Source organism: Phaeobacter sp. BS52, assembly GCF_045040595.1.
Taxonomy (GTDB): Bacteria; Pseudomonadota; Alphaproteobacteria; order Rhodobacterales; family Rhodobacteraceae; genus Phaeobacter; species Phaeobacter piscinae.
In genome coordinates this window covers 1,135,742-1,150,940 of record NZ_CP090662.1, presented here as the reverse complement: position 1 = coordinate 1,150,940, position 15,199 = coordinate 1,135,742, and the positions used below count along the sequence as shown (strand labels likewise).

Genomic DNA, 15,199 nt, shown 5'->3' with positions numbered 1-15,199 from the left:
TTGTGAACACAGCCGCCCGACAGAGTGATTTTCTCGCCTATCACCCGGCGAAGCACTGATGGCGGCTTGCCCAACGGGATGTCTAGTCGCAAGATGGTCTTGCGGGCATGTACGACATAGGATCCCTGTCCCGCATTCCTTTGTTCCGCGCCTGGACCTCCGGGCCGAACAACAGTCGCCAGCAGCAAGGCCAGCAGAAGGACAGCTCCAATGGAATATCACCGACCCAGCAGTTTTGCCGAGGCGGCAGAGCTGGCGGCCTCAGCCAAGGGTGTGACCCGTGTGCTGGCTAAGCGGCACCGATGTGCTGGTGCAGATGCGGGCCGATATCGTCACGCCAGATACGCTGATTGATATCAAGTCAATTGAGGGGGCGCGGGACATCCGGCAGGACGACGATGGCAGCTGGACGATCGGCGCCGCCGTGGCTGGCGCTGAGATGAGCGAGCACCCTGCCCTATGTGCCGCCTGGCCCGGTGTTGTGGAGGCGATGGATCTGATCGGCTCAACCCAAGTGCAGGGCCGCGCCACGTTGGCTGGCAATCTGTGCAACGCCTCGCCAGCGGCGGATAGCGTGCTCGGCCATGGTCGCCGCGCAGGCGACCGTCAGCATCACCGGCCCAAAGGGAGATCGCCACGCAGCTGCCGTGGATATTCCCTCAGCCCCAGGCAAAACCACGCTTGCCCCCGGCGAGCTGATCACCGCCGTGCATCTGCCCGCCACTCAACCGCGTCAGGGCGATGCCTATCTGCGGTTCATTCCGCGCACCGAAATGGATATCGCAGTTGTTGGTTGCGGCGTCTGGCTGCGGCTGGAGGAGGACACCATCGCGGAGGCGCGTGTTGCATTGGGCGCTGTTGCCCCAACGGTGCTGCTGGTTGAGGCCTGTGCCGATGCGCTAGTTGGCTCCACTTTGGACACTGCTGCGCTGGAGCGTCTGGCCGCCGCCGCCTCCGATGCCTGCGCACCGATCACCGACAAACGCGGCACCGTTGCCTTTCGAACGCAGGTCGCTGGCGTGATGGCGCGCCGCGCTGCCGAAATCGCCTATACCCGTGCCAAGGGAGACACAGCATGAGTTCTAAAATCCACGTCTCTGCCACCATCAATGGCGATGCGGTCGACTATCTCTGCGACCCGCGCGAAACCCTGCTGGATGTGCTGCGTGACCGGTTGAACCTCACCGGTGCCAAGGAGGGCTGCGGGACAGGTGACTGCGGTGCCTGTTCGGTCACCTTGAACGGTCGGTTGGTCTGTTCCTGCCTTGTCCTCGGGGTTGAGGCTGAGGGCCAAGAAATTGCCACGGTCGAAGGCATCGCGCCCGGCGAAACACTGCATCCACTGCAACAGAAGTTCATTGACCACGCTGCGCTGCAATGCGGGATCTGCACACCGGGTATTCTGGTCGCGGCCAAATCTCTGCTGGAGAAAAACCCGGATCCGACCGAAACCGAAGTGCGCTATTGGCTGGCGGGCAACCTCTGCCGGTGCACCGGCTATGACAAGATCATTCGCGCCGTGATGGACGCGGCAGCAGAGATGCGGGAGGCGTCATAATGGCTCTGGATCAACGAAAAACCGACTTCACCCAAGTGGGCACCCGCCCCAATCGCCCCGATGGTCTGGACAAGGTCACTGGCAAGGCCCGCTTTGGCGCCGATGTGACGGCGCCGGGGATGTTGTTTGGCGCCATTCTGCGCAGTCCCCATGCTCATGCCCGGATCAAACATATCGACACCAGCAAGGCTGAAGCGCTGAATGACGTAAAGGCGATTGTCACCCGCGCCGATTTCTCCGACGCGATCCAGCCCGCTCCGGGGCTCGAAGGTGAACAATGGAATGTGCTCGAAAACGTGATGGCAGGCGATACCGCGCTTTATGATGGTCATGCCATTGCCGCAGTTGCCGCCACCTCTGCCCTCGCCGCGCGCGATGCGCTGAAGCTGATCGAGGTCGAATATGAGGTGCTGCCCCATGTGACCGATGTCGACAAGGCCATGGCCAAGGATGCGCCGGTGATCCGTGAAGGGGCAGCCGATTATTCCGTGCCAGAGGGGATGCACCCCAATGTGGTGCGCTATCACGAAAGCGGTCATGGCGATGTAGCGGCGGGTTTTGCCAAGGCTGATCTTGTGGTGGAAGAGCATTTCGTCACCGAGGCGACGCATCAGGGCTATATCGAACCTCACGCCTGTCTGGCCCAGCTGGGGCAGGACGGCAAAGGCGAGCTGTGGTGCTGTACCCAAGGCCACTGGTATGTGCAGAAGAACTGCGCGGCGTTGTTGGGCATTGAGACATCACAGCTGCGCGTCACCGCCTCGGAAATTGGCGGTGGATTTGGTGGCAAGACCACCGTGTTCATCGAACCCGTGGCCCTGGCCCTGTCGCGCAAGGCCAACCGCCCGGTCAAACTGGTGATGAGCCGCCCTGAGGTGTTTCGCGCCACAGGGCCTACGGCGTCGACCTCCATGGATATCAAGATCGGCATGACCGCGGATGGCATCATCACCGCAGCGCAGGGCACCTTCCGCCTGCAGGGCGGTGCCTTCCCCGGTGCGCCTGCGGATATGACCGCCATGTGTGCCTTTGCGCCCTATGATCTGCAGAATGTTCAGCAGATCGGCTACGACGTCATCAGCAACCGCCCCAAACAGGCCGCCTATCGCGCGCCGGGATCGCCCATGGCGGCCTATGCGGTGGAATCCGTGATTGATGAGCTGTGCCGGAAGCTGGATCTGGATCCAATCGAAGTTCGGCTGAAAAACGCGGCGCGCGAGGGCACCAAAGCCTCCTATGGACCAAAGTTCGAACGCATCGGTCTGGTCGAAACGCTGGAAGCCGCCAAAGCCCACCCACATTACAGCGCCCCACTCAAACCCGGTCAGGGGCGCGGGGTCTCCTGCGGGTTCTGGTTCAACCATGGGGGCGAGACCTCGGTGTCGTTGTCCCTGTCTGAGGACGGCACCTGTCAGATCTCGGTCGGGACACCGGATATCGGCGGCTCTCGTGCCTCCATGGCGCTGATGGCGGCAGAGGTTCTGGGCATTCCTTATGAAAGTATCCGTGTCACCATCGCAGATACCGCAACACTGGGATACAATGATGTCTCCCACGGCAGCCGGGTGACCTATGCGAGCGGTCTGGCCACGATCAAGGCGGCAGAGGACGCTGTGGTCAAACTCAGCAAACGGGCCGCCGCCAAATGGGGCATCCCGGAGGATGCGGTCAAATGGGAAGAAGGCCACGCCGTACCCTCTGGCCCGAATGCTCGGCAATTTTGACCCAATCCCGCTAGCTGAGATCACCCGCGACATGGGCCAGACCGGCGGTCCCATCTCGGGCCACTTTGAGGCCACGCCCGAAGGCGCCGGTGTCTCCTTTGCCACCCATATCGTCGATGCCGAAGTGGACGCGGAAACCGGCAAAACCGCTGTCACCCGCTACACCGTCATTCAAGACGCGGGAAAGGCGATCCACCCCACCTATGTGGAGGGGCAGTTTCAGGGTGGAGCGGCACAGGGTATCGGCTGGGCGCTCAATGAGGAATACATCTACGGCGAGGATGGCCGGTTGCAGAATGCGGTGTTCCTCGATTATCGGATCCCGGTGGCCTCTGATCTGCCGATGATCGACACGGTGATTGTCGAAGTGCCCAACCCCGGCCATCCTTTTGGTGTGCGCGGCGTGGGGGAGACATCCATCTGCCCACCTCTGGCGGCGATTGCCAATGCCGTCTCTGCTGCGGCAGGCGTGCGGCTGCATGCGCTGCCGATGTCACCGCCGCGCATTCTGGCAGCATTGGAACAGCAGCGCGGTACGGCAGATTGATGCAGCGCAATGACAGGTGAGACGCAAGATCTGGGTCAGGACGCGGGGTTGCCGCGCCTGACCGTGCATCTTTGGTCCGGGTTGCGCCGCTTTGCCGAGGGGCAAGACGCGGTGGAAGTTTCCGCCAGCACCACAGGCACCATGATCGCCGCGCTGAAAGCCGCCTACCCCGCACTGACCCCGGCGCTGGACGCGGGCATTTCGGTGGCGGTAGACGGGCGCATCATTGCGGCCAGTCTGGATGAACCCCTCGCCCCTGAGAATGAAATCTACCTGATGCAACGGCTGCGCGGTGGCTAAGACCGCAAGGTGATTGCACTTTGCCGTCGATCGGTTAGGACGGGCGGCAAGGTTTCAGCTACCAACACACCAGTGGCTGCCATCATAAACGGAGGATCCCGCAGTGAAAATCAATGGCACGCATTATCGTTCGCTTTGGTGGGATGAGGATCAATCGGTCCTGATGATCATTGATCAGCGTTGGTTGCCGCATGAGTTTCGCATCCAGCCCGTTGCCACGTTTGAGGCGTTCGCTACGGCCATTGTGGAAATGCGGGTGCGTGGCGCACCGCTGATCGGAGCGACCGCGGCCTATGGTATGGCGCTGGCAGCGGAGCTGGATCCGTCTGACAGCGCGCTGCAGGCCGCCTGGGAGCAGCTGAATGCCACCCGTCCCACCGCGATCAACCTGCGCTGGGCGCTGAACCGCTGCATGGAAACGCTGATCCCCCTGCCGGAGGAAGACCGTGCAAAAGCGGCGCTGAAGCTTGCCCATGCCATCGCCGATGAGGACGTCGAGATCAACCGCCGCATCGGTGCCTATGGTCTGACATTGATCCGCGATATCGCCACCAGGAAACCGGCAGGGGAGCCCGTACGCCTGCTCACCCATTGCAACGCCGGCTGGATCGCCACCGTTGACTGGGGCACGGCGACCAGCCCGATGTATCAGGCCCATGATGCCGGAATTCCGATCCATGTCTGGGTCGATGAAACCCGCCCCCGCAATCAGGGCGCGCTGACCGCCTGGGAACTGGGCAGCCACGGCATCAGCCACAGCTACATTACGGACAATGCAGGCGGTCATCTGATGCAGCACGGACAGGTTGATCTGGTCATCACCGGCACTGATCGCACCACCCGTCAGGGCGATGTCTGCAACAAGATCGGCACCTATCTGAAGGCGCTGGCGGCCCGTGACAACGGGGTGCCGTTCTACGTCGCCCTGCCCTCGCCCACCATTGACTGGACAGTCACGGACGGTGTCGCAGAGATCCCGATTGAAGACCGCGACAGCCGCGAGGTGAGCCATGTTCAGGGCGTGCTGGATGGTGGGGATATCAGTCTGGCGCAGGTCACGCCCGAGGGCACCGCCTGCGGCAATCCCGCCTTTGACGTGACGCCAAACCGGCTGGTGACAGGGCTTATCACCGAGCGCGGTATCTGCGATGCCTCTGCCGAGGGGCTGGCGGCGCTGTTTCCCGACCTGATCCGCAAGGCGGGGTAACCTGCCATGCCAAGGTCCGCCCCCGAGGATAGCCCTGCGCTGCGCCAGTCAATCATTGACGCCTGTCTGGAGATGAACAGGAGCGGCATCAATCAGGGCACATCCGGCAATATCTCGTTGCGGATCGCTGGCGGGGAGATGCTGATCACCCCATCCGGGATCCCCTATGAGGCAATGACCCCGGAGATGATTGTGCGGATGCCACTGGATCGCGGACCGGATGCGGGGGACGGCCAGCCTGCGCCCTCCTCCGAGTGGCAGTTCCATCAGGCGCTGCTGGCAGCCAAGCCGGAGGCGATGGCCGTGGTTCATGCCCATCCTGTCAATTGCTGTGCGCTTGCCGTGAACCACATGGCGATCCCGGCCTGTCACTATATGGTGGCGGCGTTTGGCGGACATGACGTTCCACTCACCGAGTATGCGCTTTTTGGCAGTTCGGAGCTGTCGGCCCATGTCGTTGCCGCACTGACGGACCGTGAGGGGTGCCTTATGGCCAACCATGGCGCCATCTGCACCGGTGACACCCTGGCGCGCGCCATGTGGCGGATGGCTGAGCTGGAACATTTGGCAGCAACCTACATTCGCGCGCGCAGCATCGGCACGCCCAAGCTGCTCAGCCCGGCGCAGATCGACGACGCGCTGGCGGCATTCGCAGGCTATGGCTTGAAGCAGGACTAAAATCCTGAGTCGCATTTGCGCGATAATCGAACATGTTCTCGGCTTGGTCGAGCTATTGGCAGACAGGGTGACCTGTAGCGTCCTGCATGTCGCTGGATAGACGCTACTTTTTGGGCGTTGCTCTGACTTATCGCAAAAACCAGCGTAAATTCCCTTGCGTTAGCGCAAAAGATACGACCTCATATCAGGGAATTAGGAAGCAAAATGACTGATCCTCTGATTTTCGACGGCCACAACGATCTATTGCTGCGATTGCATAATCGCGACATTCCACCGGGTGCGGATGGGTTTCAGGGCAGCGGCGGACGCCAGATTGACCTTGTGAAGGCGCGCAAAGGTGGCTTTGGCGGTGGCTTTTTTGCCATCTACGTACCCGACGCTGTCGATATCGACAGCCATGATGAGATGATGGCCACGGCCTACGATTTGCCTTTGCCCGAGGAGGTCAGCTGGCCGGATGCGGCCCCCGTCGCGCTTTCTCAGGCGGCGATATTGCTCCAATTGGAACGCGACGGTGCGCTGAAGATCTGCCGCAGCACCAATGATATCCGGAGTTGTCTCGCCACGGGGTTGCTGGCAGCCGTGCTGCATATGGAAGGGGCCGAGGCAATTGATCCGGAGTTCCATATGCTTGACGTTCTTTATCAGGCGGGCTTGCGCTCTCTCGGCCCGGTCTGGAGCCGCCCGACCCGGTTTGGCCACGGTGTACCATTCCGCTTTCCCGGCTCGCCCGACACCGGGCCCGGTCTGACCGCGGATGGCAAACGGCTGGTGAAGCGCTGCAATCAGCTGGGCGTGATGATTGATCTTTCACATCTGAATGAGGCCGGGTTCTGGGATTTGGCAGAGCTGAGTGACGCGCCACTGGTGGCCACACATTCAAATGCCCACGCCCTGACCCCCCACAGCCGCAACCTGACTGACCGCCAGCTGCACGCGATCCGTGACAGTGATGGCATGGTTGGTCTCAACTTTGCCGTGGCCTTCCTGCGGGAAGATGGCCGCATGGACGCCGATACCCCGATTGATCGCATGTTGCACCATATTGACCACCTGATCACCCAATTGGGTGAGGATCGGGTCGGTTTCGGCTCGGATTTTGATGGCGCCACGGTGCCAAAGGACATCGAAACCGTGGCGGGTCTTCCGGCGCTGCGTGCCGCCCTGCGCCAGCACGGGATCAATGATGCCTTGATGACAAAGCTGTGCCACGACAATTGGCTGCGGGTTCTGGATGCGACCTGGGACAACCCCTGACATTCGACAAGCTGCCGCCCTTGCTCAGCACGGGCCACGGTTAGACAACAAAAAGACGCTGATAACAGCGCGATATTCAAAGATTAAAAACACGATAGGGAGTTAAAGATGAAAACCATTCAAACCCTTCTTGGCACAGCCGCGCTGGGGCTGGCAATTGGCCTCACCCCGATGGCCACGATGGCCGAAACCCCGGCGAATATGCTGGTCATTGCCAACCGTATTGATGATATCACCACGCTGGATCCGGCGCAGAGTTTTGAGTTTGCAGGCGCAGATGTGATCCGCAACATCTACGGCAAACTGGTGAATTTCGACCCCGCGGATCTGGACGCTAAGCTACCAGCCGGATCTGGCCGAAAGCTGGACTGTTTCTGAGGATGGCCGCACCATCACCTTCACCATGCGCGAAGGTGTCAAATTTCAGTCCGGCAACCCGGTCCGGGCCGAGGATGCTGCATTTTCGCTGAAACGCGCGGTTCTGCTGAACAAGACGCCATCCTTCATCATCACCCAATTTGGGTTCACGCCCGAGAACGTCGATGAAACGATCAAGGTTGATGGCAACACCCTATCGATCACCACCGACAAGCGCTACGCAACCTCCTTTGTTCTGAACTGCCTGACCGCCACCATTGGCGCGATTGTCGACAGAGAACTGGTCATGGCCAATGAAGTCGACGGGGATATGGGCAACACTTGGCTGACCACCAACTCCGCAGGGTCCGGCCCCTACAGCCTTGCCAGCTGGAAGCCGAAGGAAAGCGTTACCCTGAGCGCCAACCCGGCCTATTACGGCGGTGAGCCCGCAATGAAGCGCGTCATCGTGCGACACGTACAAGAGAGCGCGACCCAACGCCTGATGCTGGAACGTGGCGACGTTGACGTGGCCCGCGATCTTACCCCGTCTGATGTCGATGGTCTCGCAGGTGTTGACGGCGTTGAGGTGCTGCGCGAAATGCGCGGTCGCCTGATGTATGTCTCCTTCAACCAGAAGCATCCGGAACTGTCCAAACCGCAAGTCCGTCAGGCGCTGAAGTATCTGATCGACTATGATGGCATGGAAAACAGCTTCCTCAAGAACTGGTATGTCGGCCATCAGAACTTCCTGCCGAAAACCTATCTCGGCGCGGTGGACGAGAATCCCTTCTCGCTCGATGTGGAAAAGGCCAAGGCGTTGCTGGCTGAGGCAGGCGTCGAAAATCTGGAGCTGACTGTCGGCGTGCGTGAGGCGCAGGAGCGTCTGGAAATTGCCCAGTCGCTGCAGAACACATTCGCCCAGGCCGGGATCACGCTGAACCTTGAGGTTGGCACCGGCAAGCAGGTGCTGGGTAAGTACCGAGCGCGTGAGCTGGATATCTATCTCGGCGCATGGGGGCCGGACTATCCTGATCCCCATACCAATGCGGGCACCTTTGCCTATAACCCCGACAACTCGGACGCCGCGAATGCCACCGGTCTTCTGGCCTGGCGCAACGGCTGGGACACAGGTGGCCTGACCGAGAAGGTGTCGGCGGCTGTTGTCGAGGGCGACACAGAGAAGCGCGCGGAGATGTATCATGAGATCCAGGCGCAATTCCGTGACACCGCCCCCTTCGCTGTCATGTTCCAGCTGATCGAACAGGCGGGCATGGCCGATAACGTCGAAGGGCTGAGCCTTGGCGGCGCCATCACCTCGGTCGCCTACTGGGATGTGACCAAGTAAGATGGCGAATTTCGCAACAGAAACGGAGCGGCGGCCTTGGCTGCCCCTCCCCCTTGGGCGCGCGGCACGCTGGTGACGCTGTCGTCCATCGCGGTCACGATGCTGGGCCTCTTGTTTGTGACCTTCCTGATCGGTCGGGTGATGCCCATCGATCCGGTGCTGGCCATCGTCGGCGAGCGCGCCACCGAGGAGCAGTATAATGCCGTCTACCGTGAGCTGGGTCTTGATCGCTCGCTTGCGGTGCAGTTTTTCTACTATGTCACCGATGTCCTGCGGGGCGATTTCGGAACCTCGCTGCTGACGGCGCGGGATGTCTCGACCGATATTGCGCGCGTGTTTCCGGCGACGTTTGAACTGGCCACCATCGGCATTCTCTTTGGCTGCATACTTGGCGTGCCACTGGGGGTCATCGCTGCGGTGCGTCGCGGCAGCTGGATTGACCAGATTGCCCGCGTGATCGCGCTGGTTGGCTACTCCATGCCCATCTTCTGGCTTGGCCTGATGGGGTTGTTGCTATTTTACGGAATTCTGGGTTGGGTTGGCGGACCAGGTCGGCAGGGGATCTTCTACGAGGACATGATCCCCTCTGTCACAGGGATGATCCTGATCGACTCGCTGATCGCCGGGGATTGGGGGGCCTTTCGCGATGCGTTTTCACATATCGTGCTGCCCGCCTCCCTGCTTGGATACTACAGCCTTGCCTATATCAGCCGCATGACACGGTCGTTCATGCTGGAACAGCTCTCCGCAGAATATGTCACCACGGCCCGCGTGAAAGGCATGAGCGAATGGGCGGTGATCTGGACCCATGCGTTCCGCAACATCCGCGTCCAGTTGATCACCGTGATCGCGCTGAGCTATGCCAACCTGCTTGAGGGGTCGGTCCTGACCGAGATTATCTTTTCCTGGCCGGGAATTGGCAGCTATATCACCACTGCTCTGCTGTCGGCGGATATGAATGCGGTGCTGGGCGGCACCGTTGTTGTTGGTCTGGTGTTCATCTGCCTCAACATCTTCTCCGACCTTCTCTACAAAGTCTTTGATCCGAGGTCGAAATGAGCATGTCGTCGCAAACCCCGGCCCCAAAGCAGGGCCTGCGGGCCTGGCTGTTGACCGATACCCCCACATCGCGGCGTCAGGCGCGGCTGGCCGCCCTGTATCAGGGTTGGCTGTCGCTGCGTCAGAACCATATGGCGATGGTGGGGCTTGCCATCTTGATCCTGCTGATCTCCATTGCACTGCTGGCACCGCTGTTGGCCCCCCACGACCCGTTTGTGCAGAACCTTGCCAACCGCCTGCAGCCCCTAGGCAGTGAAGGGCATATTCTGGGCACCGACTCCCTTGGCCGCGACATCCTCAGCCGAGCTGATCTATGGCGCCCGCATCACGCTTTATATCGTTGCCCTGGTGGCGCTGATTGCGCCTGTTGCGGGGCTGCTGGTGGGTACGGTTTCTGGCTATGTGGGAGGCTGGGCTGATATCATCCTGATGCGCATCACCGATATCTTCCTCGCCTTTCCAAGGCTGGTTCTGGCGCTGGCCTTTGTTGCCGCCCTTGGCGCCGGGATAGAAAACGCGGTGTTGGCGATCTCGCTCACCGCATGGCCGCCTTATGCGCGGATGGCGCGGGCAGAGACACTGACCATCCGGTCCTCTGACTATATCAGCGCGATCCGTTTGCAAGGCGCTGGCCCGCTGCGGATCATTATCAAGCATATCTGGCCGCTCTGTGTGTCCTCACTGATCGTGCGGGTGACACTGGATATGGCAGGCATCATTCTCGCTGCCGCTGGACTTGGCTTCCTTGGCCTTGGCGCGCAACCGCCCAGCCCGGAATGGGGCGCGATGATCTCAGAGGGGCGTCGGTTCATTCTGGATCACTGGTGGGTGGCCACCATGCCCGGACTTGCTATTTTCGCCGTCTCGCTGGCTTTCAACCTGCTCGGCGATGGCCTGCGTGATGTTCTGGACCCAAAGGATAGCGCGTCATGAGCATGCTTCTGGATGTCGAAAACCTCTGGGTGCGGTTCCCCACGCGCAATGGGATCTTTGATGCGGTGCGCGGCGTGTCCTTCTCGCTCGGACGGGAACGGCTTGGGATTGTTGGCGAAAGCGGCTCGGGTAAATCCATGACCGGGCGCGCCATCCTGCAACTGATCCGCAAACCGGGGATGGTTGAGGCCGATCACATCTCCCTTCATGGGGAGAACCTTCTGGCCAAATCTGAACGCGAGATGCGCAAGGTGCGCGGCGAGCAGATCTCCATGGTGATGCAGGATCCGAAATTCTCGCTCAACCCGGTGATGACAATCGGTGACCAGCTGATCGAGGCACATCGCCTGCACGCCAAGGCCAGCAAGGCCGAGTCCCGCCAGAAAGCGCTTGAGATGCTGGAGGCGGTCTCGATCCGGGATCCCGAACGGGTGATGGGCGCCTATCCGCACGAGATGTCGGGCGGCATGGGGCAGCGCATCATGATTGCCATGATGCTGATCCCGAACCCGGAAATCCTGATTGCGGATGAACCCACTTCTGCGCTGGATGTCTCGGTGCAGGGTCAGGTGCTGTCGATCATGGACCGGTTGGTGAAGGAACGCGGCATGGGGCTGATCTTCATCAGTCATGATCTCAATCTTGTCTCCCAGTTCTGCGACCGGGTGCTGATCATGTACGCGGGCCGCATCGTCGAGGTCTGTGACGCCAATCGCCTGCATGAGGCGCAACACCCCTATACCAAGGGGCTATTGGGCAGCCTGCCCCGGTTTGACGCGCCGCGCCCCCGGCTGGAGGTGCTGCAACGCGATCCCGCCTGGCGTGACGCCCCCAGTGTGGAGGGACGGTGATGACAACCGCCTTGGACATCAACAATCTCAACGTCTATTTCGGCGAACGTCATGCGCTGGTTCATGCCGTCAAAGCAGCCTCTCTCAGCGTTGAAACCGGCGCCAGCTTTGGGCTTGTCGGGGAAAGTGGATCAGGAAAATCCACTATCTTGAAAGCCATCACCGGATTGGCGCCGCAATGGAACGGCGAGATTTTCGTCGAGGGCACGCGGCTTGGTCCCACCCGCGATCGGGAGTTCTACAAGACCGTGCAGATGGTGTTTCAGGATCCCTATGCCTCGCTCCATCCGCGCCAGTCTGTGGATCAGGTGCTGTCAGAAACGCTACACCTGCACGGGTTTCGAGATATTGACGATCGGGTTGATCAACTGTTGAAAGACGTCGGCCTCGGTCCCGCGTTCCGCTTTCGGTATCCGCATCAGCTGTCGGGTGGCCAACGCCAGCGCGTCGCCATTGCCCGCGCCCTGGCGCCACAGCCGGATATCCTGCTGCTGGATGAGCCGACCTCGGCGCTGGATGTGTCAGTTCAGGCGGAAATCCTGAACCTCCTCAGTGATTTGCGCTCCGAGCATGGGCTAACCTTTGTGATGGTTTCTCATGATCTCGCGGTGGTGGCGCATATGTGCGATCAGGCAGCCGTGATGCAGCATGGCGAGATCGTCGAGGTGCTCAGCATCGACGCGATGCGCAGCGGTGAAACACGGCATCCCTATACCCAGACGCTGCTTGAAGCCTCGGCAAACCGTGTCGCCTGACCCGGTGTCTGGGGCTTGGCCAATACCAGGGCCGATGTCCGCTGGACGGCCGGGCGCCGCAGTAACCTGAGATTAAGGCCACGATAGTAAGCTAGGCGCGCGTTTGAAGAAGGATGCGCGCCATGGTGGCCACTCCGACCCCCTATTCGCTGCCCGGACCGGATCCGGGCCCCGGTTTTGCGGCCGCCTCCACGGGCGTGCTGCATGATGTGACCTATTCACGGGTTGGTGGTCAGACCATCCAGCTGGGCGAACTGCTGGGCGCACTCAGCCATGCGCTGGATCTCACCGAAGGTCAGCCAGAGGGGCATTGCGTCCGCTGCTGCTGGATTGGCATGCAGGTGGCAGATTATCTGCATCTGTCGCAGCAGGATCGCGCCGATCTATATTTCACACTTCTGCTCAAGGATCTGGGATGCAGCTCCAACGCCGCCCGGATCTGCGCGCTCTACCGCACCGATGACCTCACTTTTAAGCGCAACTTCAAATTTGTCGACGGCACGACGCGGCAAAAGCTGGATTTCGTACTGCGCCACACCGGTCAGGGGGACAGCCGTCTGAAGCGGCTGAAAACCGTCACCGGCGTGATTGGCCGCAGCGGCAGCCTGGCCACCGAACTGATCCAGACCCGTTGTGACAGGGGCGCAGAAATCGCCCGGCTCATGCGCTTCTCGGAGCAGGTAGCCGATGGGATTGCGGCGTTGGACGAACATTGGGATGGCGGCGGACATCCAGCCGGGATCAGCCGGGCGGAAATTCCGCTGTTCTCCCGTATCGCGCTTATGGCGCAGGTCACCGATGTCTTCACGCTGCAACTCGGTTCCGGCGCCGCGGCAGATGAACTGGAAACCCGTGCAGGCAGCTGGTTCGATCCAGAGTTGGTCCCGGTCTTTACCCGCGTGATCCGCGCGCCAGGATTTTATGACACACTGACCAGCAACAGGCTGGAGGCCAGCGTGTTCGCAGATCGCGCAGCGCAGGTGAGCATGCCGGTTGACGATGACTATCTGGATGAGATTTCTTACGCATTTTCAAAGGTGATCGACGCCAAAAGCCCATACACATATGGCCACTCCGAACGGGTCGCGCACTACACGGATATGATCTGCGAGGCGCTCGGCTTTGACCTGCCGCATCGGCGCTGGATGGTCCGCGCCGGGCTTCTGCACGATCTGGGCAAGCTGGGCGTCTCCAACGCGATTCTGGATAAACCCGGCCGTCTGAGTGATCAGGACATGGAGCGGGTCAAACTGCACCCGGTTCTGGGCCACGACATATTACGCCGGATATCGGTTTTCGAAGATGTCGCGGACGTGGTGGCGGCGCATCACGAACGGCTGGACGGAACCGGCTATCCGCACGGCCTCGGAGCGGCAGATCTGACCGTCGAAATGCGCATCCTCACTGTCGCCGACATTTTTGACGCGATGACGGCGGATCGCCCCTATCGCTCGGCCTTGCCGCTGGAGAAGGCATTTGCGGCCATGGACGACATGCAAGGCACGACCATCGACCCGAAAATCTACCAAGCCCTGAAAGACGCCATCGCAGCCAGCCCATGGCCCGCTCGCGAGGCGCGTCCTTTCTCGCCCAGCTACTGACCCATAAGCGACGGCGCGATTGCAGGAAAAGCGCTCCCAGGCGCCGCCGCCGACACTCATGCTGTCGCAGGCTGCCGAAGTTGATTGGCGGCGGGGGCCGTTGCGAAGACTAGTTGTTCGCACGCGGCTGCAATAGAATAAGGGGCCGCGCGATATCATCGCACAGCCCCTTGAAACCCTTGGTACCCAAGGCCGGACTCGAACCGGCACGCCCGCAAAGGCGGGGGATTTTGAATCCCCTGCGTCTACCATTCCGCCACTTGGGCCCCTAGCTTGTTCCTACCCAAGGCGGTCGCGGAGGTCCATAGGCAAATCGCCTTCAAAGGGGTGAAAAATGCACCCGTGGTCTGAGCGGGGTTTGGGGCCCCGAGGGGCCATGGCGGTTGACCCGCCCGCTCCCACGTGGCACCGCTCTCATCGGATTGCCAAGGAGAGCCCCGAGGATGTTGCGCGCGCTGTATGACCGAACCATGGCTCTGGCCGATCACCCCAAGGCCCTGTGGTGGCTGGCTGGCGTCGCCTTTGTCGAAAGCTCGGTTTTTCCGATCCCGCCCGATGTTCTGATGATCCCGATGATCCTCGCACGCCCATCGCGGGCTTGGCTGATTGCGTTGGTCGCGCTGGCCGCTTCAGTCGCCGGTGGCCTGCTAGGCTACGCCATTGGCGCATTTTTCTACGACAGTATCGGCCAGCCGGTGCTCGCAGCCATGGGCAAAGCCGACGCGATGGCGGACTTCAACACGCGGTTCAACGACTTTGGGTTCTGGGCGGTGCTGATCGCGGGCATCACCCCCTTCCCCTATAAGGTCATCACGATAATGTCAGGCTGGACCGGCATGCCGCTTGCAACCTTTGTTGCGACCTCCATTCTGGCCCGTGCACTGCGGTTTTTCGTGGTTGCGGGGCTTTTGTGGCAATTCGGCGCACCCATCCGCAACTTTATCGAGCGGCGTCTGGGGCTTGTCTTTACGGTGTTTGTCGTGTTGTTGTTTGGCGGATTTTTCGCACTGAAGGTCTTGTAAAC

10 protein-coding genes, 1 tRNA gene and 4 pseudogenes are annotated in these 15,199 nt (G+C 60.9%); 14 read left to right on the top strand and 1 reads right to left on the bottom strand.

Features of this window, described 5'->3' with window-relative positions:
* Positions 1-210: 210 nt before the first annotated feature.
* From L0Z65_RS05630 to L0Z65_RS05570, 13 genes and pseudogenes are all read left to right on the top strand, one after another.
* Positions 211-1,079: pseudogene (locus tag L0Z65_RS05630) on the top strand (FAD binding domain-containing protein).
* Positions 1,076-1,558 (top strand): (2Fe-2S)-binding protein, encoded by a 483-nt coding sequence (locus L0Z65_RS05625; RefSeq protein ID WP_040169184.1) that lies wholly within the window; start codon positions 1,076-1,078, stop codon positions 1,556-1,558. Before L0Z65_RS05630 ends, L0Z65_RS05625 begins: the two are co-directional and overlap by 4 nt.
* Positions 1,558-3,829 (top strand): annotated as a pseudogene (locus L0Z65_RS05620) (xanthine dehydrogenase family protein molybdopterin-binding subunit). Before L0Z65_RS05625 ends, L0Z65_RS05620 begins: the two are co-directional and overlap by 1 nt.
* 9 nt (positions 3,830-3,838) lie before the next feature.
* Positions 3,839-4,129 carry a MoaD/ThiS family protein gene (locus tag L0Z65_RS05615; RefSeq protein WP_096871336.1) on the top strand — a complete coding sequence of 97 codons (291 nt, stop codon included), beginning with the start codon at positions 3,839-3,841 and terminating at the stop codon, positions 4,127-4,129.
* A 103-nt stretch (positions 4,130-4,232) separates the two neighbouring features.
* Positions 4,233-5,336 (top strand): S-methyl-5-thioribose-1-phosphate isomerase, encoded by a 1,104-nt coding sequence (mtnA, locus tag L0Z65_RS05610; RefSeq protein WP_405111525.1) that lies wholly within the window; start codon positions 4,233-4,235, stop codon positions 5,334-5,336.
* A 6-nt stretch (positions 5,337-5,342) separates the two neighbouring features.
* Positions 5,343-6,014 carry a class II aldolase/adducin family protein gene (locus tag L0Z65_RS05605; RefSeq protein ID WP_405111522.1) on the top strand — a complete coding sequence of 224 codons (672 nt, stop codon included), beginning with the start codon at positions 5,343-5,345 and terminating at the stop codon, positions 6,012-6,014.
* A 204-nt stretch (positions 6,015-6,218) separates the two neighbouring features.
* A complete protein-coding gene (locus L0Z65_RS05600; RefSeq protein ID WP_405111519.1) occupies positions 6,219-7,271 on the top strand; it encodes a dipeptidase in 1,053 nt (350 codons plus the stop codon).
* Positions 7,272-7,379: 108 nt separating this feature from the next.
* Positions 7,380-8,976 (top strand): annotated as a pseudogene (locus tag L0Z65_RS05595) (ABC transporter substrate-binding protein).
* Between the two features lie 99 nt (positions 8,977-9,075).
* A complete protein-coding gene (locus tag L0Z65_RS05590; protein WP_405112466.1) occupies positions 9,076-10,035 on the top strand; it encodes an ABC transporter permease in 960 nt (319 codons plus the stop codon).
* A pseudogene (nikC, locus tag L0Z65_RS05585) lies at positions 10,032-10,968 on the top strand (nickel transporter permease). The gene L0Z65_RS05590 and the pseudogene nikC overlap by 4 nt, the downstream one beginning before the upstream one ends.
* Positions 10,965-11,819, top strand: a complete 855-nt coding sequence (locus L0Z65_RS05580; protein ID WP_102896950.1) for an ABC transporter ATP-binding protein — start codon at positions 10,965-10,967, stop codon at positions 11,817-11,819. The pseudogene nikC and the gene L0Z65_RS05580 overlap by 4 nt, the downstream one beginning before the upstream one ends.
* Positions 11,819-12,574: an ABC transporter ATP-binding protein gene (locus tag L0Z65_RS05575; RefSeq protein WP_405111515.1), complete on the top strand. Its 756-nt coding sequence runs from the start codon at positions 11,819-11,821 to the stop codon at positions 12,572-12,574. The genes L0Z65_RS05580 and L0Z65_RS05575 overlap by 1 nt, the downstream gene beginning before the upstream one ends.
* A gap of 122 nt (positions 12,575-12,696) precedes the next feature.
* Positions 12,697-14,175: an HD-GYP domain-containing protein gene (locus L0Z65_RS05570; RefSeq protein WP_405111512.1), complete on the top strand. Its 1,479-nt coding sequence runs from the start codon at positions 12,697-12,699 to the stop codon at positions 14,173-14,175.
* 180 nt (positions 14,176-14,355) lie between these two features.
* Here the strand turns inward: L0Z65_RS05570 and L0Z65_RS05565 are convergent.
* A tRNA-Leu gene (locus L0Z65_RS05565) sits at positions 14,356-14,441 on the bottom strand.
* 177 nt (positions 14,442-14,618) lie between these two features.
* Between L0Z65_RS05565 and L0Z65_RS05560 the strand changes: the two genes are divergently transcribed.
* Positions 14,619-15,197, top strand: coding sequence for a YqaA family protein (locus tag L0Z65_RS05560; protein WP_405111509.1), 579 nt, complete (start codon positions 14,619-14,621; stop codon positions 15,195-15,197).
* Positions 15,198-15,199: the final 2 nt, after the last annotated feature.

Excerpts from the sequence above, each read along its gene's own strand:
- L0Z65_RS05575 (WP_405111515.1), top strand. The coding sequence starts at position 11,819 with ATGACAACCGCCTTGGACATCAACAATCTCAACGTCTATTTCGGCGAA.
- L0Z65_RS05600 (WP_405111519.1), top strand. The coding sequence starts at position 6,219 with ATGACTGATCCTCTGATTTTCGACGGCCACAACGATCTATTGCTGCGA.
- L0Z65_RS05615 (WP_096871336.1), top strand. The coding sequence starts at position 3,839 with ATGACAGGTGAGACGCAAGATCTGGGTCAGGACGCGGGGTTGCCGCGC.
- L0Z65_RS05625 (WP_040169184.1), top strand. The coding sequence starts at position 1,076 with ATGAGTTCTAAAATCCACGTCTCTGCCACCATCAATGGCGATGCGGTC.
- L0Z65_RS05570 (WP_405111512.1), top strand. The coding sequence starts at position 12,697 with ATGGTGGCCACTCCGACCCCCTATTCGCTGCCCGGACCGGATCCGGGC.
- L0Z65_RS05560 (WP_405111509.1), top strand. The coding sequence starts at position 14,619 with ATGTTGCGCGCGCTGTATGACCGAACCATGGCTCTGGCCGATCACCCC.
- L0Z65_RS05590 (WP_405112466.1), top strand. The coding sequence starts at position 9,076 with ATGCTGGGCCTCTTGTTTGTGACCTTCCTGATCGGTCGGGTGATGCCC.
- L0Z65_RS05580 (WP_102896950.1), top strand. The coding sequence starts at position 10,965 with ATGAGCATGCTTCTGGATGTCGAAAACCTCTGGGTGCGGTTCCCCACG.
- L0Z65_RS05605 (WP_405111522.1), top strand. The coding sequence starts at position 5,343 with ATGCCAAGGTCCGCCCCCGAGGATAGCCCTGCGCTGCGCCAGTCAATC.